Genomic DNA, 23,620 nt, shown 5'->3' with positions numbered 1-23,620 from the left:
CGCCCCGGCCCTAAACAGAACTCGAAAGATCCCTTGAAGATCTCGATCGAGAGGCATCGATCGACGAGCCGCGAATCAGAAGGGGACGAAACCAACCACCGGATGGCCCTGGGTCAGCTCCGCGCCGCCACGACCCTCGCTGGTTCGGTAGCGAACCAGCACCCGCTCCAGCGCGGGGAACCCGATGAAGAACCCCAGAGCCACCGAGTCCAGACGCTCCGGACTCAGACACGCGAACCGATAATCCACGCCGATTTCGTCCGCGACCCCGACCCCACGGGCGGCATCGCCCTTCAGAACCACCTCGACCAGACTGCAGGCCGCCTGGGTGTCGAAACGCATCATTCCGGTGCCGTTGCGGAGATTCTCGCGCGCCAGCCCCAGGGTCTCACGCTCCTGGGCATTGCGCGCGGCACCGGCAAATCCAACCAGGGTCGCGCGCGGGGCACGGAAATGGGCGAGGATCGTAGCCCCTTCGACCTCGATGGTCAGCATCGCCATTCCCTGCGGCATGGCCCGCACCTGGGGCGCGGCATCGGCGATGCCCAGCGCGCCGACGCAACAGAGGACGAGCCAGAGCGAGTAGACGCCGAGCATCCGCAGAGCGCCCATCATCCCGCCCCGCCCTTCCCCACGCAGCAGGCACAGATCCCCAAGACCTCGACGACCCGACGCTCCGGTCGGAAGCCCGTCTCGTTGGCGGCCAAACGCAGACTCTCGCAGATCGCCTCGTCCTCCAGCTCGGTCACCAGACCGCAGGTACGGCAGATGAAGAACTGACCCGAGTGCGGATGATCCGGGTGACGACAGCCGACGAAGGCGTGCAGACTCTCCAGCTTGTGCACCAGGCCCTGCTCCAGCAGAAAATCGAGCGCCCGATAGACGGTCGGCGGGGCCAGGGGCCGCGAACCATCGCGCATCGCCTCCAGGATCTCGTAAGCACCCAAGGGCCGGGAGGCGGAACAGAGGATCCCCAATACGCGCCGACGCTGAGGCGTGAGCCGCACGCCGCGCCGCACGCAGAGCGCATCGGCGCGCTCCAACTGGCCGATCGCAGCAGGCGTCCCCATCAGACCGTCCTCGCCCGACGCGCGGCCAGGCGGCGCCTCAGGAAGTGGCTCGACAGCGCCGAGAGCACGTAGACGGCACCGGCGATCAGGATGATGGTCGGACCGGTCGGCAGATCCGGCCCATAGGACAGCGCCAACCCCAACGAGGTGAAGCCACCTCCCAACAGGGTCGCGAGCAGCATCATGCCGCCCAGCGAATGGAGATAGTGGCCTGCGATCGCCGCCGGCAGCGTCAGCAGGGCGATCACCAGGATCAGCCCCACGACCTGAATCAGCAGGACCACCGTGACGGCCACCAGACACAACAGAAGCAGATAGAAAAAGGCGACCGGGACGCCGCGCAGCCGCGCGAACTCCTCGTCGAAGGTAATGGCCAGAAACTGGCGATAGAAGAGCGCGACGGTCGACACCAGGACCAGATCCAGTCCCGCCATCAGCCACAGCTCGCCGGCCGGCACGAGCAGGATGTTGCCGAACAGAAAGCTCATGAGATCGGCCGCATAGCCAGGCGTCTTAGCGATGAAGAGGATGCCGATCGCCATGCCGATCGCCCAGAGCGCACCGATCAGGGTGTCCTCCTGGGTCTTCCAGGACAGCCGCACCGTCCCGATCAGCAGGGCCGAGAGGATGGCCGCGATCAATGCGCCCAGAAAGGGATCGAAGCCGAAATAGAGCGCCGCTCCCATGCCGCCAAGCACCGAGTGCGCGATGCCGCCGGCCATGAAGGCGATGCGTTTGACCACCACGAAGGTGCCGATCACGCCGCAACCGACGCTGGCCAGCAGACCGGCGATCAGGGCAGTTTGAAGAAAGGCGTAATCGCCGAGTGCGGAGAGGAATGCGCTCATGGTCAGTGACTGTGGTCGACCAGCCGAACGCGATCGCCATAGAGCTGGTGAATGGCATCGCCATCGACCGCGCTGGTACCGTGACAGGTCAGGGTACGGTTCAGACAGGCGACTCGACTGACATAATCCGAGATGAAGGCGATGTCGTGCGAGACCACAAGGATGGTGAGGCGCGCGTTCAGGGTCGCCAGCAGATCGAAGACGTCCGTCTCGCCGCGCTGATCGATGTTGGCCGTCGGCTCGTCCAGGATGAGGATCTCGGGCTCGCCGGCCAGGGCGCGGGCCAGAAGCACGCGCTGTAGCTGGCCGCCGGACAGGGTGCCGATACGACGCCTGGCCAGATCGGATGCCTCCACCTCATCGAGCGCGCGGCGCGCCGCCGCACGGTCGGCGGCCCGATACCAGCCCAGCGCGGGACCGATACCGAGCCGCCCCATGGTCACCACCTGCTCGACCGAAATGGGGAAGTCGCGCGGGAAGCTCGGAAACTGAGGAACATAGCCGATCCGACCCGACACCTGGCTCGGCACCTCGCCCAAGACCCGGATGCGCCCTGCCTGGGGCTCCTGCAAACCGAGTACGAGTTTCAGCAGCGTGCTCTTGCCGCCTGCGTTAGGTCCGATCAGCCCGACGAATTCGCCGCGCTCGACGCACAGATCCACATGCTCCAGGACGAGTGCATCGCCGTAGGAAAAACTCACATCCTCTATCTGAACGACCGGACCCGAACCGGTAACCTGCGATGGCGCCTTCGGCAAGCCAAAACCCTCTCATGCGGATGAATCATCGACACGGCGCGACCGCCGAATCGGACGATAGCCGGATCGACGCGCCGGCTTCGCGCTAACGCTACAGTATAACAGCAGCCGAGGTAGCTTCGACGGTCGTCGAGATGCGTTGGTACTGGGCCGAACAGGGCGCAGAGGTTAGCATTGAGCGTTTCGTTTCGAAGCCGATTCCCCGTCTTATGTTCACCTCATACGACTTTCTCTGGTCATCGCAATTTCTTTGGGCCATCGGCCTAGGCACCTATGTCCTGGCCGTGCTCTTTCTGACCCGCTTCCCTTACGAGGCCATGGTGGCACGCGGAATGGAGCCGATCCGTGCCTGCTACTACGACCGCAAGATCGTGCACATGCTGGCTGGCGGCGTGGGCTCCATCATGGTGCCCCTCGTCTTCACCGACCCCTGGTATCCGCTGATCGCCGGATTGCTGCTGACGCTCTTCACCAACCTGGCCCATGCGACCGGGCTGCGGCTCTACTGGTTCCAGACCGAGGAAAACCGCAACGACGTCAAATTCACGCTCATGTGGGCGACCTCGATCTCGGTGCTCTGGTGGCTGCTGGACAACCCCTGGCTCGCCATCCTGCCCTCGCTCTACATGGCCTTCGGCGACGGCGTGACCGGGATCGTGCGCAACGCCGTCATCCGCAAGCGCTCCAAGAGCCCGATCGGCAATCTCTTCATGCTGCTGCTGTGCGCGCCCCTGGGCTGGGCCATCGGCGGCATGGCGGATCCGGCGATCCCGCTCTGGGGGCTGCTCTCGGCGGTGGTGGCGACGGTGATCGAGCGCTACGAATTCGGCCCCATCGACGACAACATCCTCATCACGGTCGCGGCGTCCCTGGTGCTCCTGCTGGGCACGGCGGTCGGGCCGCTGATTTGACCCCTCTCCCCGACCCGCTCCAGCGGGGAGAGGGCGCCCCAGAGCGACGGGTCAGAAGACCTTGACCAGCGCGCTGGCGGCGAGCAGCAGAAAGATCACCCCGCTCAGCTGATGCAACCGACGCAACGGCACCGAGCGCAGCAGCCGGCAACCGATGGTGACGCCGAGAGCCGAGGTAGTGGCGAGCGCCAGAGTCGCGCCGATCCAGACCGGGATGGGCTGCAGATTGCTGGCGAGTCCGGCGACGGCAATCTGGGTCTTGTCGCCCATCTCGGCGAGCAGAATCATGAGAAAGGTGGTGATCAGAATGCCGCGACCGGGCCGCGCCGGGATATCCTCGTCCTCGCAGTCGGCACCGGAACGCAGGGCCAGGATACCGAAGACGGCGAAGAGGACGGCGACGATGCCGGCCAGAACGCGCTGCGGCAGCCATTCGGCGAGTCCGACGCCAAAGACCACGGCGAGCGTATTGAGAATGACGAAGGCCGCAACCGCGCCGACCAGGACCGGGATCTGACGGTGCCGCGCGGCCAGCGTGATACAGACGAGCTGGGATTTGTCGCCGAGTTCGGCCAGAAAGATGAGACCGAAGGTGGTGAACGCCGGGGCGAGCCAGACGGGAATGGAAATGGAGTCGAACGTTGGCATGAATGGTTTGGCCGGGGGCTGGGCAGAATGAGCAACGGACAAGACGCGATCTGCCCAGCCCCAGCCGGACACCGCATCAAGTCCGAGGTCTCGTCAAGCCTGCGCCGCGCGCCACGGTGATCTCCACCGAGCCTGTTGACCCGCGCCCCTTTCCACATGAAAAGGCGACTACTCCCCTCAAGACGCGCGCAAATTATCCGACTGGAAAACCACTGTCAACGGGCGCAGAGAAAACGCTTTCGTGAATTCAATCACGTTCAGTGCACTTGCGGACATTGAAAATAGGGTGTAATCAAGCCTCTGCCGACCCTATCGACGATCCAGACATGATGACCAATCGACGCTCCCAATACCGACTGGGCACGACGACGAAGATCAGCGTGACCCTTCCGGACCGCACGGTGCCGATCGAGGTAGAGAACCGCAACATTTCTTGGGGCGGAGCACTCTTCATGAGCGCGGATCCGGCGATCTGCGACCACGAAAAAATACGCCTAACCTTCCCCTGGACGGGAGACCAATCCTTCTCGGCCGAGGCGAAGGTGATGCGATACGAACGACTCGCCGATGGACAGTTCGCGGTGGCCGTGCGTTTCTCTTGCCTGTCACCCCTAGACCAGAGCCGGCTCGTCAAGCTACTCAAACTGCTGGCGGCGCAAGAGAAGGTAGCCCGCTCGGAACCGATCGACCCGATCGCCGAAACGCTCGACCTCACAGTCACCGACGACCAGGAGATGCGGGAGCGTCTGAGACAGATCTCCGAAGGTCGTCTCTCCTTGACCACGTTCGGCGCCTACCGAACCGACCAGAGCCTGCGGCTCAATCTCAGCGGCAGCCAGCGCTACCCGAACCTTTATCTGCGTGCCCGAGTCGTCTCGCAGGAGATCCTGACCTTCCCCTTCAGCAACCAGCAGGACCTGGTCAAGCTGGAGCTGGACTTCGAGCACCCGGAGGAGGATCTACGAGAGATCGCGACGCTCTTAGACACATAAGGCGCCATCCAGAGAAGAACCTCCCCATCGGCAGATTCAGCGCCCCCAAACCCCGCGCAGCAGTTCGCGGCGACTGATCCCGGCGGCCGGGGCTGGCGACGGCTCAGAGAAGAGACCATCCAGCACCGCCTCGGCGGTCGCGACGGCGGTCGCCTGATCGGGGAATCCCTCCATTGGGGAGAAGATCGAACAGGCGGCGAAGGCTCCGACGTGCTCCTCCTCGGAAGCGATGAATTCGCAGCGACCGCCGGGCAAGGCGACCTCCTGCTTGCTACCCCGTCCGCCCGGACGAACGGACGAATCCGCGCCAGGAACCCACACCAGATTCATACACCAGGGGGTGATGAGCACGCCGAACCAGTCGCCGGCATACAGACGCGCACCCACCACCTGCACCGACAAGGCCGGATTCAGAATAGGCAACCCACGCATCCGGGTGTCATGGATGCGCCGAAAAGCGACCTCCAGTCGTACGGCGAGATCCTCGAACGACATCGGCATGACCGGCACCGCTCAGCGAACGGCCTCGATGATCTCGACCAGACGTGCGGCGCTGTCCTCGATGTCTTCCTGAGCGGCCAGCGCGGCGGCCGGAATATCCACCACCTCAAGGGTATTGAGGATCAGCGAGTCGTCCGAGTTGAAATGCTGCACCCACCAGCAGTGACGCAACGCGGTGGCGGTGATGCGGCAGTTGCCATAGCCACGCGAGAGGATGGTGATCGCCCCCGTGCCCAACTGGGCATCCAGATAGGCGAGATCGGCCTCGGAGTGCGGCAACAGGGTCAGATTGACGACATGCGGCAGATCGCCGAACCGCCAGACTCCAACCTGCTCGTTCAGTTCGGACAGGACCGAGCGGGCGGTGAGCACATCGTCCGGCGGGGTCTCGGGATCGAGTCCCTGAGCGGCCCCCCTGAAGGCGATCTCGCGCACGGCGAACGGGATCTCGGCGACCTCGATCTCATCGCGCGTCACCTGCCCCGAGGCGTCGCTCGACTGGACGCGCCAGACTCCTGCGAGACGGGTCTCCTGCACCCGCATTCCCTCATCCGAGCCAAAGAGAATGCTGACCTCGCCCTCCCCCAGCGCCTGGGTCACCAGCAAACGGTCCAGTTCGGGCAACGCCATCAGATCGACCACTCGCGAGGGCTCCAGAACACGATAGCTCTGAATCTGAATGAGCAAGCTCTCCAGCAGACGGACGCCGTGCGGACAGGCCTGGGCCTGCTCGGCCTCCGGCAAAGAGGGCGAAACATAGGTCTCCATCGCCTTGGGGAGCGGGAGATAGTCCAACTCGGCGCCATCCGGCTCCACCGGTTGCGAGCCGGGTCCCAGGGTCAGGCCGGGAATCTCGAAGGAATGCATGGACGATGGCTCCTGTTGGAAAGGCGAGGTGGTAGTGAAGGTGGACCGAGGCTCGATGCCGAGCCGCTCTAAGCCAGGGAGTCAGCCTCAGTCCGCAGGCTTGACCCGATCGCGTAGGTGCTCGGGCAGGGTCGGCTCGCGATCGACGAGATCGGCGAACAGATGATCCACCGACTCTCCCCGCATGGCGACCTGCATGGCGACCAGGGCATCGCGCACCCGCAAGGCATGCGTTTCGCCCATGACCTCGCGGGCCGCGCCGAGGAACACCAGAACCCAGGCCCCGATCGGCTGCTGACCGACCAGCTGCATATCGATCTTGTGGCGCTCGCCACCGTCGTCGCACCAGGCCCACGAAGGGCCGGATTCGATGACCTGCATGGGCACGCCGATGCACATCAGCCGACGCCCCGCAGCGCCAGAACGCGCGAGTCGCCGATGCGGCAGGCGACATCGGATCCCGGACGCCCGGCCTCGTAGTCGGCGAGACGTAGCGACGGATGCGGCATCTCATGGGTGGCCGCGCCGGCCTCTGGATCGACCGGCAGCCATTCCACGCCGAACGGCTCCAGATAACGCCGGGCCTCGACGATCGCCGGCTCGATCTGGTCGCGAACTTGGGGCCTGAGACTGCCGCCGAAATCCTCCAGCTCGACCGGCTGCACGCCGATCAGCAGCAGATGGCTCGGGAAGTCGCACATCAGGTCGGCCAGAGCCAGCACCTCCTGGAAACCGGTCTGGTGCAGGCTCATCTTCTTGGCGCCCATGAATTTGGGCACCGCATCGCCCTCGACCCGCTTGAAACTGCCCGGAGGCAGCCCGTAGTCGACTGCGTCGAACACCACCAGAACGTCGGCCCAGCGAACCTGGTCGACGAGATAGATCCCCTGGGTACCGCCATCCAGCAGTCGCACGTTGGAGGCGAAGCGATAGCGATTGGCGATCTCCTCGACCACCCGCACGCCAAAGCCCTCGTCGGCCCAGAGGATATTTCCGATCCCCAGGATGAGCACATTGGGCGTCTGCGTACTCACGGCCGATCGTCCTTGAACATGCGCCAGCCGCTGATCATGGTACTGATCAGACTCTGACGGGACATGATGTCCTCGCGGATGGCGGTGTAGACATGGAGCATGACGAAGACCACCAGCACCCACATGCCCCAGTGGTGCCACATGCGCACGTCCTGGCTCTGCCCCACCATGGGAATCACCCAGCCGAAGAGCCTGTCCTGCCAGCTCCCCAGACCGGTCTGCTCGGAATAGAGCGCCATGCCGGTGACGATCATGACCAGGCCGCCGACCGTGATGATGACCACCATGAAAAGGTGAGCCAGCGGATTGTGGCCGACGTATTTGCGCGGCTCCTTCTCCAGGAAGGCGTACCAGCGCAGCTCGTGGACCAGTTCGCTCCAGAAACGCTTGCGCCAAACCGGCAGGGTGAAGAGCTGGTGCGAATAGGAATTGCCGGCGACGGCCCAGTAGATGCGAAACAGAAAGCCGACCATGAAGATGTAGGCGGCGGCAAAATGGAAGAAACGGATGTCGCCCATCAGGTAATGATCGCTCGCCTCGCCCGACAAAGTCGGCAGCGGGTTGGCGATCAGATAGCCGCTGATGGTCAGGATGGTGATCGCGAGTGCATTCACCCAGTGCCAGATACGCACCGGGGTCTGATAGACGTAGACCGCCGTGCGCTTGACCGTTGGGACGCCGCTGTACATGGACTTAATCTCCGCGCTGATGGATCGATCGGGCCATGCCTGCCGGCACGGCCCCGGTCGCTGTCGGTTGCGCCGCTCCAGCCACGCCCTTGACGCGGCTGGAGCGGACGGACGCCTCGTCGGCCATCGCGGCGACCGAAACGGTCGCCACGGCGATCACGAGGACCAGTCTGCTGATCGTCATGTCCGCTACCGCACCTTCACCCGCGTCAGCTCCTCGCCATCCGGACTCATGACATGGGTCGAGCAGGCCAGACAGGGATCGAAGCTGTGCAGGGTACGCAGGATCTCCAGCGGCTCATCGGCCTTGGCCACCGGAGTGTTCATCAGGGCCGCCTCGAAGGCACCGATGTTGCCGGCCGGATCGCGCGGCGAGCCGTTCCAGGTGGTGGGAACCACGGCCTGATAGTTGTCGATCTTGCCGTCCTTGATGACGACCCAGTGACCGAGCGCGCCGCGCGGCGCCTCGGTGGTGCCGACACCCTTGGCCTCCTTGGGCCAGGTCTTGGGATCCCACTTGTCCACGTTGGCGGTATTGCTGTCGCCGGCCTTGAGATTGGCCATCAGCTTGTCCTGGAAATAGCGCATCTTGTGCGCGGCCCAAGAGCCTTCCAGACCGCGGGCCGCAGTGCGTCCCAGGGTCGAGAAAAGCGCCGAGACCGGAAGCTGCAGGTCGGTCAACACCTTCTCGACCGGCTCCTTGAACTCCGGGTTGCCCTGGGCGTAACCGATGACCCAACGCGCCAGCGGACCGACCTCCATGGCATGACCGCGCCAGCGCGGGGCCTTGATCCAGCTGTACTTGGCGTTCTCGTCGATCTCCTCGATCCGAGTCCTGGTCCCCTTGGTGTTGGGGCCGAGCGCGAAGTTCGGTTCGGTCACGCCATCCCAGGGATGCAGCCCTCTGGACTCGTCGGCGTAGGTGAACCAGGAGTGGGCCACGAACTCCTGGATCTGCTCGGGATCGCGCAGATCGACGTCGTGGATCTCGTTGAGATTGCCGTTGATGATGGCGCCGCGCGGCAGGAGCTGGTTCGCGGCCGAGGTATCGTTGGCCCGATCCGGGATATCGCCGTAGGACATCAGCGCCTGGCTGCTGAGTCCGCCACCATAGGTCCAATCCTTATAGAAGGAGGCGATGGCCATGAGGTCTGGCAGATAGACCTTGTCCATGAACTCGATGGTGCGATCGATGATGGAGGAGACCAGGTTCAGCCGCTCCATGTTGACCGCGCCGACCGCGCCCGTGTCATGGACGTTGATGGCGCAGGGCACGCCTCCGACCAGCCAGTTGGGGTGCGGGTTCTTGCCGCCGTAGATGGTATGGATCTTGACGATCTCCTTCTGGAAGTCGAGCGCCTCCAGATAGTGGGTGACCGCCATCAGGTTGGCCTCGGGCGGCAACTTGTAGGCCGGATTGCCCCAGTAGCCGTTGGTGAAAGGCCCCAGTTGACCGGACTCGACGAAACGCTTGATCCGGTTCTGCACGTCGCGGAAATAGCCGGGCGAGGACAGCGGCCAGTCCGAGATCGACTGCGCCAGCGCCGAAGTCGCCTTGGGGTCGGCCTTGAGCGCCGAAACCACGTCGACCCAGTCGAGCGCATGCAGATGATAGAAGTGCACCAGGTGATCGTGCGCCTGGAGCGTCAGCTGCATGATGTTGCGGATGGAGTTGGCGTTCTCGGGGATCTGGATTCCGAGTGCGTCCTCGACCGCGCGCACCGAAGTCAGGGCGTGGGTGCCGGTGCAGACGCCGCATATCCTCTCGGTGAAGGCCCAGGCGTCGCGCGGATCGCGGCCGCGTAGGATCACCTCCAGACCGCGCCACATGGTGCCGGTGGAGACCGCGTTGCGGATGACGTTGTTCTCGTCGAGGTTGACCTCGCAGCGCATGTGGCCCTCGATCCGGGTCACCGGGTCGACGACGACGCGCTTACCCGAGGTGTCCAGCTCGAAGCCGTTCGGTGTCTGCACGCTCATGCCTTGTCATTCTCCTCGTGATGCTCGCCCGAGCGTTGCTTGATGCGTTGGATGGCGCTCGCCGCCGCATGCGCCGTGATCGCCGCGCCGACCGTACCGGCGGCTGCCATGCCGACCTTGTCCGCATTGGCCTCGATACCGAATCCGTGGGTGTTGGTGACGTGATGGTAGAAGCTGCCCTTGTCCCAGAAACCGTCCTCGGAACAGCCGATGCAGCCGTGTCCCGACTGGATCGGGAACGAGACCCCGTTGTTCCAGCGCACGGTCGAGCAGGCGTTGTAGGTGGTCGGCCCCTTGCAGCCCATCTTGTAGAGACAGTAGCCCTTGCGCGCCCCCTCATCGTCCCAGTCCTCGACGTACTGACCGGCGTCGAAGTGCGGGCGGCGATAGCATTTGTCGTGGATGCGCTGGCCGTAGAACATCTTGGGCCGCCCTTGGCGATCCAGCTCGGGGATGCGATCGAAGGTGAGCATGTAGGTGATGACGCCGGTCATGACCTCGGCGATCGGCGGACAGCCGGGCACCTTGATGATGGGCTTGTCGGTGATGACCTTGTGCACCGGAGTGGCCTGGGTCGGATTGGGATGCGCCGCCTGCACGCAGCCCCAGGAGGCGCAGGAACCCCAGGAGATGACCGCCTTGCAGTCGGCGGCGACCTCCTTCAACTGCTCGACGAAGGGCCGCCCGCCGATGATGCAGCTCATGCCGTCCTGATTGAGCGGTGGATTGCCCTCGACCGCCAGGATGTAGTTGCCCTTGTACTTGGTGCGGACGTCTTCCAGGATCGCCTCGGCCTGATGTCCGGCCGAAACCATGAGGGTGTCGTCGTAGTCGAGCGAGATCATCGACAAGACCACGTCCGAGACCAGCGGATGGGCGGAACGAATGAAGGACTCCGAGCAGCAGGTGCACTCCAAACCGTGCAGCCAGAGCACCGGCGTGCGCGGCTTGGTCTCCATCGCGTGGGCGATCTTGGAGGCGAAAACCGGCTCCAGCCCCAGGGCCGTCGCCGTCAGGCTACAGTATTTGAGGAAGCTGCGACGGGTGATCCCCTGTCGGCGCATCACCTCGTAGAAGGTTTCAGTCGTTGCCATGGTTGATCCCAGTTGTGAACCCCAGCGGATTGACCGGCAAGCGCACCGGCCAGATCGGAACTCCGATAGGCGACTAAGCAACCTTCGAGCCAACTAGCGGCCACGACACGAAGAGGGCACGCCTGACAATGGGGTATGGCACATCGCGCAAAACGATAGCCGCCGAGAATCCGCAAAGTTCGTTTGCGATTTTGAGGGCGGGCGCAAATAAAGTTTGCAGACCGAAAAGAACCAAGCGTAGGAGAAGGACGCCACCGAAAGCACCGCCCCACAAGCAGGTTGCGTAATTTTACGGATAGCTGCGACACCTTCGATTGCGGATGCTAAGCGGCATTTATCGACGGCCACCGCGTTTGACGCAATCCTGAGGCACCCACATGCCTCCGGTTCGTTCTAATGCCCTACCATCGAAACCACGTGCACTCGGGCCGAAAGCGCCAAACACCACAGGATGAACGGCCAACCAGACGAACCTCTGGAAGACCCGCACACCGAGTGCGCGACCTTGCGGGAAAAGCTGCGTGAGGCCAAAACCAGACTCTCGGCCTCGCCCCTTCCCATCAACCCATCACGTCCATCCGCGCTCGAATCGACACTGCCCGATCAGGACGCTCCCCCTCCCCTCGACCAGGCGATCGGCGACGCCACCAGCGCAGCCATGTCTCTGATGGAAGCCGCGCTCGCCGAGCGCGTCCGGGCCATCTCGATGGAGAAAAAGCTGCAGCGCGAGATCGATCATCGGCTGCGCGTCGAAAAGGCACTGATAGAATCGGAACAGCGCTGCCGTCGCATCCTGGACAGCATCGGCGAGGTGCGCTGGATCTCGACGGCGGACTGGAAAACCATTCTTGACATCGATCCCAAGGATCAACCCCCGCCCCCATGACAGACCCCATCGATCTACGACAGCCCTACGACGCCTTCGCGACCACCTACGACACCGACACCCCTCGCGGACAATGCCTTGGCGAGCTGACAATCGGAATCGCCAGCGAATGACCACCAGATCCCGCGCCTCCAGACGAGAAATCCTCGGCTGGGCGATGTTCGACTTCGCCAACTCGGCCTATACGCTGCTCATCATCACGGTCGTGTTCGGCGATCTCTTCACCCGCGTCATCGTCGGCGACGCGCCCGACTATCGGCTGGGCAATCTGCTCTGGAGTCTGGCTCTCGCCATCAGCTACCTGATGGTCGTGATCGCATCGCCCGTGGCCGGGGCCATCATGGATTACACCGCGAGCAAGAAACGCTTCCTGTTCGCCAGCTATGCGCTCACGGTCGTCACCACCGCCCTGCTCTATTGGGCCGCACCCGGATACGTCTGGATCGGCATGCTGTTGCTGATCCTCTCCAATTTCGCCTTCGCCATCGGCGAATCCTTCATCGCCAGCTTCCTGCCCGACCTGGGACCACCCGAGGACCTGGGTAAGATCTCCGGTTTCGGCTGGGCGCTCGGCTATATCGGCGGCATGATCGCCGCGCTGTTCGTACTCTTCGTGCTGGGCGAGGTCAGCGCCGAAAACTTCGAGCGTATCCGCTGGGTCGGCCCATGGACCGCCGTTTTTTTCCTCGTCGCCGCCATTCCGACCTTCCTCTGGGTCCGCGAGCGCGGTCGCCCGCGCCCCCTGCCGCCAGGCGCCAACCTCGTCGGCGTCGGGATCTCCCGAGTACGCCAGACCCTGGTCCATCTGCACCAGCACCGCGACCTGGCCGTGCTGCTGGTCGCCGTATTCTTCTCCATGAGCGGCATCTCCATCGTCATCACCTACGCCTTCATCTACGGCGCACAGGTGATCGGCTGGGACGCATCGGTGCGCACGCTCATGTTCGTCCTGGTGCAGCTCACGGCCGCTGCGGGCGCCTTCGGATTCGGCTACATCCAGGACCGGATCGGCGCACTGCGCACCTATCTGCTGACGTTGATCATGTGGATCCTGGCGATCCTGCTCATTTATCTAACCCCATCGATCGCCAGTCTGGCGCACAGTTGGCTCGGGCTGGACTGGCAGGCGCAATACGTCTTCCTGGTCGTGGGATGCGTGGCAGGCGCAAGCCTAGGCGCCTGTCAGTCGACCACGCGCACCCTGGTCGGGCTCTTCTCGCCGCTGTCGCGCTCGGCCGAACTGTTCGGTTTCTGGGGGCTGTCGATGAAACTGGCGGGGGTCTTCGGTCTGCTCGCCATCGGCTTGTTGCAAGCCGCGTTCGGACTGCGTCAGGCACTGCTCTTCTGCGTGCTGCTGTTCGCCGTGGCGCTGCTCATTGCGCGCCATGTCGACGAGACGCGCGGACGCGCCGTCGCCCAGGGGCACGACGCGGGACTGAAGGAGTGGTAGGAATCGAGCGGATTGTTGAACCGCAAAGGCGCAAAGGTCGCGAAGATCGATCGTTGATTCCTTTGCGTTCTTCGCGCCTTCGCGGTTCAAAACGTATCAGGGCGTGATTTCCAGCAGCACCTCATCCGGGTTCACGGCATCGCCCTTGGCGACATAGACAGCGGTGATGGTGCCGGCGATGGCGGCCTGAATCTCGGTCTCCATCTTCATGGCCTCGGTCACGAGGACGGACTGACCGGCGGTAACACTGTCACCCTCCTTGACCAGCACATCCACGATGTTGCCCGGCATCGAGGTGGTGACGTGTCCCGGCTGGGTCGGCTTGGGCCGCTTGCCAGCGATCGCCTTCTTGACCGCACCCTCGGTGCCGCCGGTCAGGACCAGTTCGTCGAGCGTCTCGACCACGACCTCTTCAGGGATGTCGTCGATGGTGAAATAGAAATGCCGCTCGGCCTGGCCTTTGTGCCCAGCGCCCGTGACCTTGATGTGATAGCTCTCGCCATGCACGTTGATGTTGAACTCGGTCGGAGCCGACTTGGCGACATTGCTCGGCGGCGGCTCCAACGGCTCGGGCACCAGGGTGCCGGCGGCGCGATGCTCCAGGAAGGTCCGCCCGATCTCGGGGAACATTGCATAGGTGAGGATGTCCTCCTCCGAACCGGCCAGGGAGCCAATCTCCTTGGTCAGACGGTCCAGCTCTGGGTTGAGCAGATCGGCCGGACGACACTCCACGATATCTTCCTTGCCGATCGCCTGCTGCTGCAGTGTCGCATCGACCGGCGCCGGCGCCGCGCCGTAGCGGCCCTGAAGATAGAGCTTCACCTCGTTGGTGATGCTCTGATAGCGCTTCTCGGTCAGGACGTTCATGACCGCCTGGGTACCGACGATCTGCGAGGTCGGGGTAACCAGGGGCGGATAGCCGAGATCCTTACGCACGCGCGGAATCTCCTCCAGCACCGCATTCATGCGGTCGATGGCGTTCTGCTCCTTCAGCTGGTTGGCCAGGTTGGAGATCATGCCGCCCGGAACCTGATTGACCTGCACCCGAGTATCCACCCCGGTGAAATCGCTCTCGAACTGGTGGTACTTCTTGCGCACCTGATAGAAGTACATCCCGACCTCCTGGATCGCCTCCAGGTCCAGACCGGTGTCGTACTCGGTGCCGCGCAGCGCGGCAACCATGCTCTCGGTCGGCGGATGCGAGGTGCCGCCGGCCATTGAGGAGATCGCCGTATCGATGGTGTCGCAGCCGTTCTCGATCGCCTTCATGTGACACATATCGGCCAGGCCGGCTGTGGCGTGCGAGTGCAGGTGCAGCGGCAGATCGACGCTGTCCTTGAGCGCCTTGACCAGATCGGCGGTCACGAAGGGCGTCAGCAGACCGGCCATGTCCTTGACGGCAATGGAATCGCACCCCATGGCGGCCAGTTCCTTGCCCATCTTGACGAAACCCTCGACCGTATGGACCGGGCTCACCGTGTAGCAGATGGTGCCCTGGGCGTGCTTACCGGCGGCCTTGGTCGCCTCGATCGCGGTCTTGAGATTCCGTAGATCGTTGAGCGCGTCGAAGATGCGGAAGACGTCCATGCCATTCTCGGCGGACCGCTTGACGAAGGCACGCACCACGTCGTCCGAATAGTGACGATAGCCCAGCAGGTTCTGGCCGCGCAGCAGCATCTGCAGCCGGGTGTTGGGCAGGGCCTCGCGCAGCTTGCGCAGACGCTCCCAAGGATCTTCCTTCAGAAAACGCACGCAGGCGTCGAAGGTCGCGCCGCCCCAGCACTCCAGCGACCAGTAACCGATCGCATCGAGCTTGGGACAGATCGGGAGCATGTCCTCGGTACGCATGCGCGTCGCGAACAGCGATTGATGGGCGTCGCGCAGGACGACGTCGGTGATATTGATCTTCGGCATGGTGTCGCTCTCAGCCGGGCACGACCCGGCATCTCGAAAATGGGAACCTTATAGACCGGCGTGCGCGGACAGGGCCGCCGCCAAGGCCGCAGCGATGTCCTCGCGACGGCGCTTGGCCGAGTAGTTCAGCAACTCGGGATGGGCGTCGAGGAATCCGGTATCGAAGCTTCCGGCGAGGAAGTCCGGATGGCGCAGAATCTCCTGATAGAAGGGGATCGTCGTTTTGACCCCGTATAGCCCGGTGTCGCGTAACGCGCGGTGCCCACGCGCCACGACGTCCTCCCAGTTCAACGCCCAGACGATGACCTTCGCCAGCATGGAATCGTAGTAGGGCGGAATATTGTATCCGGTGTAGATGGCACCGTCGGTGCGCACACCCGGACCGCCCGGCGCGTAGTAGCGCGAGATGCGTCCGAAGCTCGGCAGGAAGTTGTTCTGCGGATCCTCGGCATTCACCCGGAATTGGATCGCATAGCCTCGACGCTTGATCTGGTCCTGGCGGTAACGCAACGGCAAACCGGCGGCGACGCGGATCTGCCCCTCGACCAGATCCACGCCCGTGATGGTCTCGGTGATCGTGTGCTCGACCTGGATGCGGGTATTCATCTCCATGAAATAGAAGCGCCCATCCGAGTCCAGCAGGAACTCCACGGTACCGGCGTTGGTGTAACCGACCGCTCGCGCCGCCAACACCGCCAAACCGCCGACGTACTGGCGCTGGGCGTCGTCGAGCTGCGGCGAGGGCGCGATCTCGATCAGTTTCTGGTTACGGCGCTGGATGGAGCAGTCGCGCTCATAGAGATGAACGCAGTTGCCATGATGGTCGGCCAGCACCTGCACCTCGATATGACGCGGGTTGACCACGCACTTTTCGAGAAAGACCTCGGCCCGGCCGAACGCCTTGGTCGCCTCAGAGATGACGCGCTCGAAGTTGTTGCGCAGCGCCGCCGGATCGTCGCAACGCCGGATGCCGCGCCCGCCTCCGCCCGAAGTCGCCTTGAGCATGACCGGATAGCCGATCTGCTCGGCGCACGCGAGCGCCTCGTCGAGGCTTGCCAGATTGCCCGGACTGCCGGGCGTCACCGGTACGCCGGCCTTCTGCATCGCCTGACGCGCGGCGGTCTTATCGCCCATGCGCGCGATCACCTCGGCATTGGGACCGATGAAGGTGATGCCACGTCGAGCGCAGGCCAGCGCCAGCTCGGGATTTTCGGACAGGAAGCCATAGCCCGGATGCACCGCATCGCAACCGGTGGACACAGCCAGGTTGACGATATGGTGCACGCTGAGATAGCCGGCCAACGGATCGGCCCCCAGGCTGTAGGCCTCGTCGGCCTTCTTCACGTGCAGAGAATGGCGGTCGGCCTCGGAATAGATGGCCACCGAGCGGATTCCCATCTCGGCGCAGGCGCGAATAACGCGCACCGCAATCTCGCCACGGTTGGCGATCAGAATCTTACGAAGCATCGGTTTGCCTCTGGGACGGCCGACTCAACGGCCGATGTAGCGGAAATCGAGAGACTTTCAGCCCATTTGCTGCCACGCAGCAATGCGGCTGAACCCGACGATTGTACAAACGCAATGCGGGAATTGAAATCGATGATGTGTCGATCAGCCCGGTTGATCGCCCCGACCCGAATCCTTCGCACGACAAAAACGCGGCGCGCGCAGCCCCAGAACGCCTGGATAAGCCTACCTGTTACGTCCCGTGAGATTATTCGATCAGCCTGACACGAAACGCGCGGCCCTTCAGCTTGCCGACGGACAACTTTTTCAGCGCCGCCCCGACGCTCTCTCGGTCGATCGCCACATAGGCCCATTGATCGGCGATCTGGATTTTTCCTACCTGATCGCCACGAATACCACCCGGCCCCGTCAATGCGCCCAGGATATCCCCCGGACGAACCTTTTGCTTCTTGCCACCATCGATCTGAACGGTGGCCATCGGCGGCACCATCGGGCGCTGTTTCAGCAGGTCGAGTGACGGCAACGACTCGCTATCCATGATGGGATCCACAGAGGTATCCAATAAGGCGACGCGATGCGCCTCACCTTCATCGTAGAGAGAAAAGGCCACCCCCGTGCTGCCGGCACGCCCGGTACGACCAACGCGATGGGTATGCACCTCCACATCCAGCGCAATCCGATAGTTGATCACCGCATCGAGTGAGTCGATGTCCAAACCACGGGCTGCCACATCGGTGGCCACCAGCACCGAGACGCTCTTATTGGAGAACCGCACCAGGATCTCATCCCGATCCCGTTGCTCCAGATCGCCGTGCAGCGCAAGGACGCTGAAACCACTGTCCCGCAACCCCTGAGCCACATGTCGCGTGTCGACCTTGGTATTGCAAAACACCAGGGTCGACACCGGTTGGTGCTGCAACAGCAAGAGGCATAGCGCGCGCTGCCGCTCTCGATCGTCGCTCACGCGATAGAAGTGCTGGGCGATGCTGCGATTGTCATGAGTCGATGCCACTTGGGCCATGACCGGCTCAGTCATGATGCGCCGAGCAATGGCCTGAATCCGACTGGGATAGGTGGCGCTAAACAGCAGTGTTTGGCGTTTCTTCGGTATCCGATCGATGATCGCATCCAGCGCCTTTTCGAAGCCCATCTCAAGCATCCGATCCGCCTCGTCGAGCACCAGCATGGCCACCTCGTCCAACCGCAGGGTGCCTCGCTCCAGGTGATCCGCGATGCGGCCCGGGGTTCCCACCACGATATGGGCACCGTGTTCCAGTGAGCCGATCTGAGGGCCGACGGCAACCCCGCCGCAGAGTGTCAGCACCTTGATGTTGTGCCGCCTGCGCCCGAGTGCGCGGATCTCCTTGGCCACCTGATCGGCGAGCTCGCGGGTGGGACAGAGGACGAGAGACTGGACCCGAAAGCGTCCGACATCGAGCCGCTCCAGTAGACCGAGCCCAAAGGCAGCGGTCTTCCCCGAACCGGTCTTTCCTTGTGCGATGACATCCTTCCCCGCCAGGATATCCGGACAACTCAGTGCCTGGATGGGGGTCATGGCGTCATAGCCGAGCGAGGACAGATTTTCCAGCAGATCCGGGCTGAGGTTAAGCGAGGCGAATGACGTATTGGTCAAGACGCGTGTCCCGCAGTCGCGCTGGAATCGTCCTGTTGAGGACGACCGTCACGGTACTCCAACTGCACGCCGCTGAGAAAGTTGCGCAGAATCTGATCCTTACACTGGCGATAGTGCTTGTGATCCGGCTTGCGAAAGAACGCGCTCAACTCATGCTTGCTGATGTGGACACCGCTTGCGGCCAGGAGACGCAGAATGTCGTCCGCCTTCAGATCCAAAGCGATCTTGAGCTTCCTGAAGATGATGTTGTTGTTCAGCAAGTGTTCCGGCTCGGGTTGCTCGCTGTCTTTCGTGCCCCGTCGATCATTGATGAAACCGTTGAGGAAGGTCGCCAATTGGCGATCGCTACATTCCTCGAACTCCGGATCGTCGCCCTTCTTCAACCAATTGCTGACTTGCGAGCGAGTCACCCGGCTGTTCGCTGCGGCAAACACCGCAATCATCTTGGAATCATCGAAATCGAATGTGTATCGAAGGCGGCGCAGGATATCGTTGTTGGTCATACAGGGGCTCAATGGCTAAATAGGCAGGTCATCGCCCGGCGTTGCCGGGAAAACAGTCGCAGTTTGACAGTTTTTGAAGCCTGCCGGGGATATAGCTGCAGCAGACGCCGCAACGGCCTAAAGAGCCTGATCTTTTCGGCTGAGAATGCGATAGACATCGGCCAACGCCCCTTCATCGCCCACGTTGCCCGGAAAGATCACGACCGGCAGATCCGGCAGTCGCGGATGATCCGCCGGACAGCGCACCACCGAGCATCCGGGCTGGATCTGGCCCAGCACCCGCGCGGTCCGCAGTGCCAGACCTTGGCTGAGTGTATCGTTCGAGGTGATCCCGCCCTTGCTGATCAGGAAGCCGGTCTCGCGCGGCAGGTTGCGGACGAGACGCACCAGGAAGCCCGAGACCCGTTCGCCGAAGGCTAGACGCTCGGCCTTGGTCTTAAAGCGGCGCTCGCCCCGGCTGGTATAGAGCACCAGGCCGCAGTTCTCGTGCTGGGCCGTCTCCATGCGGTCGAGGAGCGAGTCGAACAGCCCCTCCTCGTCCTGGATCAAACGCTCCAGATCGATCTCGGCCGGCACCACGTCGGTCGTTTCGATCAGCCGCTCCAGCTGACGGCTCGACTTGGCCACGTGCGAGCCGACCAGCACCACGCCCGGTCGACCATTGCGCACATAGGCGGACATGCCCTCCGCCGGGATCGGCTGTGGCGGCAGTCTTGCGAGCGAGGTCAGCAAACTCGCGGCGCTGCGGAAGAGGAAACGCTTGCCAGCGCTGGCGGCCGCGATCAGCTGGGCAGCGAAACCGTCGAGATCGGACTGGCGCTCGGCATCGACCACACAGCAGACATTGCCGCCCAGACCGGCGAGCCGTTCGGCCGGATCGCCGCGCACGTCGGCGAGACCGAAGCGCTCGACCTCGCCGGCCCGGATGCGCCCGGCGGTCTTCTCCTCCACATAGTCGGGCAGGAAGGCATGCTGGAAGCCGAAGACCGAGTCCCGGGCGAACTCGGTCTCGTTGACCGGCACGGGCTCGCCATCGACCATGAGGTAATGCACCCCGTCACGGGTGATGCGTCCCCCTTCGAAGAAGGCTGGGACCAGGAAATGGGCATCGAAGGGGCCAAGCTCCTCGGCGATCACGTCGGTCTCGACCGGATAGTGACCGCGCAGGGTCGAGTCCGAGCGGCTGACCACCAGCGGCTGGATCAGCCGGCCAGCGGCGGCCACCCGAGCCAGCGCCTCGCGCAGGTTGACGCAGATCTCGCGCGTCACGCGTTCCGCATCCTCGGCGCCCATGCCGCGCGTATTGCTCAGCACGAAGAGGATCGGCGAATCGTCGCTCAGACCCTCGATCAATGTCTCCGGATCCCAGCGAGTCAGCAGCAGACAGGAATGCACCGTCTGCGAGCCCGTGGGATCGTCGTCGATGGCGATGATCTTGGTGGTGGATGTCTGGTTCATCGGCATGAAGCTCCAACGCAGGGCATGGCCTGAATCCGGGAATTGGAACCGCGAAGGCGCAAAGGACGCGAAGAAAGACAAAGATGTGGGCTATGGGCTGATTTCATCCGCAGGATGAGCGCCACACGCCTAATCACCCATTGAAATCCTTTGCGCCCTTCGCGCCTTTGCGGTTCAAAGATTCTCTGATGCTCGGGCGACCTAGGCCACGTTGCCGAGCGTGGGCCGGACCTGCTCCATCAGTGCCTTGGCGCGGTGCTCCAGGCCCTCTGGCGAGATGCCGTTGAAGGCCATGATCTCGGCCGGGCTGGCGGTGGTCTCGCCGCGCTGCCAGCCGACCAGGTCGCGTGCCGCCGCACGGCTGCGCAGCATCACCGGCTCCAGGGCCACGGTGCCGCCGCCGCTCACGCCGATGAGGGCATCGCCGTGGAAGAGCGACTCGAAGGCCGCATCGTCCATGAAGTCGCCGTCCGGCTCGGCGCTGTGCGACCAGGCGACGTCGTCGGGCCGATAGAGCCGGCGCGGGTTGGCGACGGCGACGATGCGCACCCGATAGCCCTCCGCCTCCAGCCGATCCTTGGCGGCGAAGACCGGCTGGAACACCATGTCGCCGGTCACGGCGAAGACGAGTGTCCCCCGCTGACCCTGGGCCGACTCGCAGAGCCGGACGGCGCCCTCGCGCATCGCCTGCTCGGACTGCTTCGGGGTGGTGTGGACCGGGAGCGCCGACTTGGAGGCGACGATGGCGATGCACTTGTTGGACTGCCCAACCGCCCAGGCATAGGCGGCCTGGATCATGTTGGCGTCCGAGGGATAGAGCAGATAGACGTTGCCGTTGCGCATCTGTCCACCGATGTAGTTCTCGATCTCGGGACGCTGATGGGTCCAGCCGTTGCGCCCCTGCTCCAGCGCGCCGGCGGTGAACATGGCGACCATGGCCGGCGTCTTGCGCCGCAACTCCGCCATCGCCTGACCCACGGTCTGCACGATCGGCCAGCCGTTGATGGCGAAGCTCTCGTAGGAGAGCCAGAGCGAACGTCCGCCGAAGAGCGCGAGACCGGCGGCGAAGCCGGCGCAGGCGTCCTCGTTCAGCGGCTCGTAGACCTGACCGCTCGGAGACTGGTTGTAGAGCGCATCGGGGGTCGGATGACGGATCTTGAGCGCCTCGTTGATCGCCTTCATGGCAGATGCCTCGTTGCCGTCGGCATTGGTCACCACGAACTCGGGATCGCGCCGGCCCAGCTCGGCGACCATGGCCGCCAGGATGCTCGCCGGAACCGCCTGATCGCCCGGCGCGAATGACTGCATAGGCAGCGCGCCGATCTCGGTCAGGGGACGTTCGCGCTCGGTCACCACCGTCTCGGCGGCCGGACCGCCACCCGCGCGGCTCAGGTTGGTCCGCACCAGCGACCAGACCTCCGGGGCCAGCGCGCCCCGCTCTAGGGCGGCGGCGATGCTGTCCTTCTCCGGTGTGTCGCCGGGATAGAGGTTGTGCGACTTGGCGCCGCTCGCATGCACGCCCGCGCCCTTGAGCTGCTTGAAAACGACGCAGGTCAGGGTTCCGCCCATGGCCGACTCGGCCGCCTCGCGCACCCCCTCCAGCACGGCGCGGCTGAAGGCCAGACGGGCCTCGGGGCCGAACCGGGTGCTGTCGACGTAGGCGCCCTCCTGGCCCGCGTCGTCGAAGTCCTTAGCGTCGATCAGGACGATCCTCTCGAAATCGTGCGCCCGCCAGTAGGCCTCCATCTGGGCGTTGTCCATCAGGGACACCATCGAATGATGCTCCTGGCTGTAGCCGTTCCAGATCAGCACCGGCAGGAAGTTGGTCACCTCCGGGTAGGCGGTGTGGAAGTGCTTCATCGCCGAGAGGATGTAGGGCTCGCCCAATCCGCCGTCGCCGATGGTGCAGGGAAACAGCCGGTCGCGATTGAGATAGGCGCCGGCCATGGCGAAGTGCTGGCCCTGACCGAGCGGTCCGGCCGGGGCCAGCAGACCGGGAATGGCACCGGATAGATGACCGAGCAGACCGTCGCGCTCGCGAAAGCGCGACTGCAGGTCGTTCACCGTTCGGATACCCATCGACTCCAGCGAACCGTCGAGGAACATGGCGCTGTAGAAGCCGGGCGCATGGTGGCCCACCTCGGTGACGATATTGGTATGACCCAGCATCGCCAGCGCGGCATAGGCATCGGCCGAGCTGGCGAAGCCACCGGGGTGGCCGGACTGCTTGGAGGCGCAGAGCTGGAGGGTCAGATAACGCAGCGCGTCGGCCAGCCACTGGGTCTGGCGCACCGAGGCCGTATCCATCTCCTGGATGCGATCCTGCCCCTCGGTGATGGCGGCGGTCCGGCCCGACTGCTCGAAGTCGGCCGGCAATGGCCCAAAATGCAGGATGCCGTCGAGAAAGGCGGCTTCGGCCTGATCGGCCCGGCGCGGGGATGCATTCGTCATCGTCTCTCTCCTCAGATAGTGACCGCTCCGTCTCGAACTGGACGGCTTGCGTTGAGGAGAATCTAGTGAGCAGACCGATATTTCACAATAGGATACAATTTCCGCATCGTGAAAAATCATCATCTCTGGCCGATCCGAGGCCAATGGCGGCCATCATCCAAACGGTTCTGGTGCAGCCCAAGCGGCATCGGTTCTCTCCAATGGAACGGATACACGCGCTTCAAGGCCCAAGCACGACTGACTCAGTTCTAGACGAGGGTTCTCGGTACAGATCTCGGCGTCGTAGCCTGCCACTGTCGGCAAATCCGCTGAAATCGTTATCGGCGTGGGACCCGGCGAACACAGCCGGAACCGAAACGGTGACTCGTGATTCTGGACAGATCGCACAACATTCGCTAGATGTTACGTCCCGTGTGATTATCTGCCGCGACGGAGCTATCCTTTGTTCCGTGCCCGCGAGGTGCTA

Annotated in this window: 23 protein-coding genes; 4 read left to right on the top strand and 19 right to left on the bottom strand. The window is 63.6% G+C overall.

The window, feature by feature from the left end; genetic code table 11:
* Nucleotides 1–75: 75 nt before the first annotated feature.
* Genes ACFSJC_RS14785 through ACFSJC_RS14770 form a run of 4 tightly spaced genes read right to left on the bottom strand, consistent with a single transcriptional unit; the run spans nt 76 to nt 2,619 of the window.
* Nucleotides 76–612 carry a ZrgA family zinc uptake protein gene (locus ACFSJC_RS14785; protein WP_386027802.1) on the bottom strand — a complete coding sequence of 179 codons (537 nt, stop codon included), beginning with the start codon at nt 610–612 and terminating at the stop codon, nt 76–78.
* Nucleotides 612–1,070: a Fur family transcriptional regulator gene (locus ACFSJC_RS14780; protein ID WP_386027801.1), complete on the bottom strand. Its 459-nt coding sequence runs from the start codon at nt 1,068–1,070 to the stop codon at nt 612–614. Before ACFSJC_RS14780 ends, ACFSJC_RS14785 begins: the two co-directional genes overlap by 1 nt.
* Nucleotides 1,070–1,918, bottom strand: coding sequence for a metal ABC transporter permease (locus ACFSJC_RS14775; RefSeq protein ID WP_386027800.1), 849 nt, complete (start codon nt 1,916–1,918; stop codon nt 1,070–1,072). The genes ACFSJC_RS14780 and ACFSJC_RS14775 overlap by 1 nt, the downstream gene beginning before the upstream one ends.
* Nucleotides 1,919–1,920: 2 nt before the next feature.
* Nucleotides 1,921–2,619, bottom strand: a complete 699-nt coding sequence (locus tag ACFSJC_RS14770; RefSeq protein WP_386027799.1) for a metal ABC transporter ATP-binding protein — start codon at nt 2,617–2,619, stop codon at nt 1,921–1,923.
* Between the two features lie 266 nt (nt 2,620–2,885).
* Here ACFSJC_RS14770 and ACFSJC_RS14765 point away from each other — a divergent pair, with 266 nt between their 5' ends.
* On the top strand, nt 2,886–3,587 hold the full coding sequence (locus tag ACFSJC_RS14765) for a hypothetical protein (RefSeq protein ID WP_386027798.1): 702 nt from the start codon (nt 2,886–2,888) through the stop codon (nt 3,585–3,587).
* 51 nt (nt 3,588–3,638) lie between these two features.
* Here ACFSJC_RS14765 and ACFSJC_RS14760 read toward each other — a convergent pair whose 3' ends face one another.
* Nucleotides 3,639–4,235, bottom strand: coding sequence for a TMEM165/GDT1 family protein (locus tag ACFSJC_RS14760; protein WP_386027797.1), 597 nt, complete (start codon nt 4,233–4,235; stop codon nt 3,639–3,641).
* Between the two features lie 326 nt (nt 4,236–4,561).
* Here ACFSJC_RS14760 and ACFSJC_RS14755 point away from each other — a divergent pair, with 326 nt between their 5' ends.
* A complete protein-coding gene (locus ACFSJC_RS14755; protein WP_386027796.1) occupies nt 4,562–5,227 on the top strand; it encodes a PilZ domain-containing protein in 666 nt (221 codons plus the stop codon).
* Nucleotides 5,228–5,263: 36 nt separating this feature from the next.
* On the opposite strand, the gene hybE is transcribed toward ACFSJC_RS14755, so the two are convergent.
* From hybE to ACFSJC_RS14715, 8 genes are all read right to left on the bottom strand, one after another.
* On the bottom strand, nt 5,264–5,728 hold the full coding sequence (gene hybE, locus ACFSJC_RS14750) for a [NiFe]-hydrogenase assembly chaperone HybE (RefSeq protein WP_386027795.1): 465 nt from the start codon (nt 5,726–5,728) through the stop codon (nt 5,264–5,266).
* A 12-nt stretch (nt 5,729–5,740) separates the two neighbouring features.
* Nucleotides 5,741–6,595 carry a hydrogenase expression/formation protein gene (locus ACFSJC_RS14745; protein ID WP_386027794.1) on the bottom strand — a complete coding sequence of 285 codons (855 nt, stop codon included), beginning with the start codon at nt 6,593–6,595 and terminating at the stop codon, nt 5,741–5,743.
* 87 nt (nt 6,596–6,682) lie between these two features.
* Entirely contained in the window at nt 6,683–6,994 is a 312-nt protein-coding gene (gene hypC, locus ACFSJC_RS14740; protein WP_386027792.1) for a HypC/HybG/HupF family hydrogenase formation chaperone, read from the bottom strand.
* Entirely contained in the window at nt 6,994–7,629 is a 636-nt protein-coding gene (locus ACFSJC_RS14735; RefSeq protein WP_386027790.1) for a HyaD/HybD family hydrogenase maturation endopeptidase, read from the bottom strand. The genes hypC and ACFSJC_RS14735 overlap by 1 nt, the downstream gene beginning before the upstream one ends.
* On the bottom strand, nt 7,626–8,318 hold the full coding sequence (gene cybH, locus ACFSJC_RS14730; RefSeq protein WP_386027788.1) for a Ni/Fe-hydrogenase, b-type cytochrome subunit: 693 nt from the start codon (nt 8,316–8,318) through the stop codon (nt 7,626–7,628). Before cybH ends, ACFSJC_RS14735 begins: the two co-directional genes overlap by 4 nt.
* Nucleotides 8,319–8,322: 4 nt before the next feature.
* Entirely contained in the window at nt 8,323–8,502 is a 180-nt protein-coding gene (locus ACFSJC_RS14725) for a hypothetical protein (RefSeq protein WP_386027786.1), read from the bottom strand.
* Between the two features lie 5 nt (nt 8,503–8,507).
* Nucleotides 8,508–10,298, bottom strand: a complete 1,791-nt coding sequence (locus ACFSJC_RS14720) for a nickel-dependent hydrogenase large subunit (protein ID WP_386027784.1) — start codon at nt 10,296–10,298, stop codon at nt 8,508–8,510.
* Nucleotides 10,295–11,392: a hydrogenase small subunit gene (locus tag ACFSJC_RS14715; RefSeq protein ID WP_386027783.1), complete on the bottom strand. Its 1,098-nt coding sequence runs from the start codon at nt 11,390–11,392 to the stop codon at nt 10,295–10,297. Before ACFSJC_RS14715 ends, ACFSJC_RS14720 begins: the two co-directional genes overlap by 4 nt.
* Before the next feature lie 451 nt (nt 11,393–11,843).
* Here ACFSJC_RS14715 and ACFSJC_RS14710 point away from each other — a divergent pair, with 451 nt between their 5' ends.
* Entirely contained in the window at nt 11,844–12,278 is a 435-nt protein-coding gene (locus ACFSJC_RS14710; RefSeq protein ID WP_386027782.1) for a hypothetical protein, read from the top strand.
* A 109-nt stretch (nt 12,279–12,387) separates the two neighbouring features.
* On the top strand, nt 12,388–13,728 hold the full coding sequence (locus tag ACFSJC_RS14705) for an MFS transporter (protein ID WP_386027780.1): 1,341 nt from the start codon (nt 12,388–12,390) through the stop codon (nt 13,726–13,728).
* Nucleotides 13,729–13,824: 96 nt separating this feature from the next.
* Here ACFSJC_RS14705 and oadA read toward each other — a convergent pair whose 3' ends face one another.
* The 6 genes from oadA to ACFSJC_RS14675 form a co-directional block, all read right to left on the bottom strand.
* The gene (gene oadA, locus ACFSJC_RS14700; protein ID WP_386027779.1) at nt 13,825–15,642 is read right to left on the bottom strand and encodes a sodium-extruding oxaloacetate decarboxylase subunit alpha; all 1,818 of its coding nucleotides are present in this window, start codon (nt 15,640–15,642) and stop codon (nt 13,825–13,827) included.
* A 48-nt stretch (nt 15,643–15,690) separates the two neighbouring features.
* Nucleotides 15,691–17,109, bottom strand: a complete 1,419-nt coding sequence (locus ACFSJC_RS14695; protein WP_386027778.1) for an acetyl-CoA carboxylase biotin carboxylase subunit — start codon at nt 17,107–17,109, stop codon at nt 15,691–15,693.
* 247 nt (nt 17,110–17,356) lie between these two features.
* On the bottom strand, nt 17,357–18,742 hold the full coding sequence (gene dbpA, locus ACFSJC_RS14690; RefSeq protein ID WP_386027777.1) for an ATP-dependent RNA helicase DbpA: 1,386 nt from the start codon (nt 18,740–18,742) through the stop codon (nt 17,357–17,359).
* Entirely contained in the window at nt 18,739–19,245 is a 507-nt protein-coding gene (locus ACFSJC_RS14685) for a YehS family protein (protein WP_386027776.1), read from the bottom strand. The genes dbpA and ACFSJC_RS14685 overlap by 4 nt, the downstream gene beginning before the upstream one ends.
* Nucleotides 19,246–19,362: 117 nt before the next feature.
* Entirely contained in the window at nt 19,363–20,703 is a 1,341-nt protein-coding gene (locus tag ACFSJC_RS14680) for a four-carbon acid sugar kinase family protein (RefSeq protein WP_386027775.1), read from the bottom strand.
* Between the two features lie 201 nt (nt 20,704–20,904).
* Nucleotides 20,905–23,154: a phosphoketolase family protein gene (locus ACFSJC_RS14675; protein WP_386027774.1), complete on the bottom strand. Its 2,250-nt coding sequence runs from the start codon at nt 23,152–23,154 to the stop codon at nt 20,905–20,907.
* Nucleotides 23,155–23,620 lie beyond the last annotated feature (466 nt).

It is taken from the genome of Thiorhodococcus fuscus, assembly GCF_042682685.1.
Taxonomy (GTDB): Bacteria; Pseudomonadota; Gammaproteobacteria; order Chromatiales; family Chromatiaceae; genus Imhoffiella; species Imhoffiella fuscus.
This window is presented reverse-complemented; position numbering and strand designations above follow the sequence as displayed.

Bases quoted from the DNA above. Each gene is read 5' to 3' on its own strand.
- ACFSJC_RS14785 (WP_386027802.1), bottom strand. From the start codon at position 612: ATGGGCGCTCTGCGGATGCTCGGCGTCTACTCGCTCTGGCTCGTCCTC.
- ACFSJC_RS14780 (WP_386027801.1), bottom strand. From the start codon at position 1,070: ATGGGGACGCCTGCTGCGATCGGCCAGTTGGAGCGCGCCGATGCGCTC.
- ACFSJC_RS14775 (WP_386027800.1), bottom strand. From the start codon at position 1,918: ATGAGCGCATTCCTCTCCGCACTCGGCGATTACGCCTTTCTTCAAACT.
- ACFSJC_RS14765 (WP_386027798.1), top strand. From the start codon at position 2,886: ATGTTCACCTCATACGACTTTCTCTGGTCATCGCAATTTCTTTGGGCC.
- ACFSJC_RS14760 (WP_386027797.1), bottom strand. From the start codon at position 4,235: ATGCCAACGTTCGACTCCATTTCCATTCCCGTCTGGCTCGCCCCGGCG.
- ACFSJC_RS14755 (WP_386027796.1), top strand. From the start codon at position 4,562: ATGATGACCAATCGACGCTCCCAATACCGACTGGGCACGACGACGAAG.
- hybE (WP_386027795.1), bottom strand. From the start codon at position 5,728: ATGCCGATGTCGTTCGAGGATCTCGCCGTACGACTGGAGGTCGCTTTT.
- ACFSJC_RS14745 (WP_386027794.1), bottom strand. From the start codon at position 6,595: ATGCATTCCTTCGAGATTCCCGGCCTGACCCTGGGACCCGGCTCGCAA.
- hypC (WP_386027792.1), bottom strand. From the start codon at position 6,994: ATGTGCATCGGCGTGCCCATGCAGGTCATCGAATCCGGCCCTTCGTGG.
- cybH (WP_386027788.1), bottom strand. From the start codon at position 8,318: ATGTACAGCGGCGTCCCAACGGTCAAGCGCACGGCGGTCTACGTCTAT.
- ACFSJC_RS14725 (WP_386027786.1), bottom strand. From the start codon at position 8,502: ATGACGATCAGCAGACTGGTCCTCGTGATCGCCGTGGCGACCGTTTCG.
- ACFSJC_RS14720 (WP_386027784.1), bottom strand. From the start codon at position 10,298: ATGAGCGTGCAGACACCGAACGGCTTCGAGCTGGACACCTCGGGTAAG.
- ACFSJC_RS14715 (WP_386027783.1), bottom strand. From the start codon at position 11,392: ATGGCAACGACTGAAACCTTCTACGAGGTGATGCGCCGACAGGGGATC.
- ACFSJC_RS14710 (WP_386027782.1), top strand. From the start codon at position 11,844: ATGAACGGCCAACCAGACGAACCTCTGGAAGACCCGCACACCGAGTGC.
- ACFSJC_RS14705 (WP_386027780.1), top strand. From the start codon at position 12,388: ATGACCACCAGATCCCGCGCCTCCAGACGAGAAATCCTCGGCTGGGCG.
- oadA (WP_386027779.1), bottom strand. From the start codon at position 15,642: ATGCCGAAGATCAATATCACCGACGTCGTCCTGCGCGACGCCCATCAA.
- ACFSJC_RS14695 (WP_386027778.1), bottom strand. From the start codon at position 17,109: ATGCTTCGTAAGATTCTGATCGCCAACCGTGGCGAGATTGCGGTGCGC.
- ACFSJC_RS14685 (WP_386027776.1), bottom strand. From the start codon at position 19,245: ATGACCAACAACGATATCCTGCGCCGCCTTCGATACACATTCGATTTC.
- ACFSJC_RS14680 (WP_386027775.1), bottom strand. From the start codon at position 20,703: ATGAACCAGACATCCACCACCAAGATCATCGCCATCGACGACGATCCC.
- ACFSJC_RS14675 (WP_386027774.1), bottom strand. From the start codon at position 23,154: ATGACGAATGCATCCCCGCGCCGGGCCGATCAGGCCGAAGCCGCCTTT.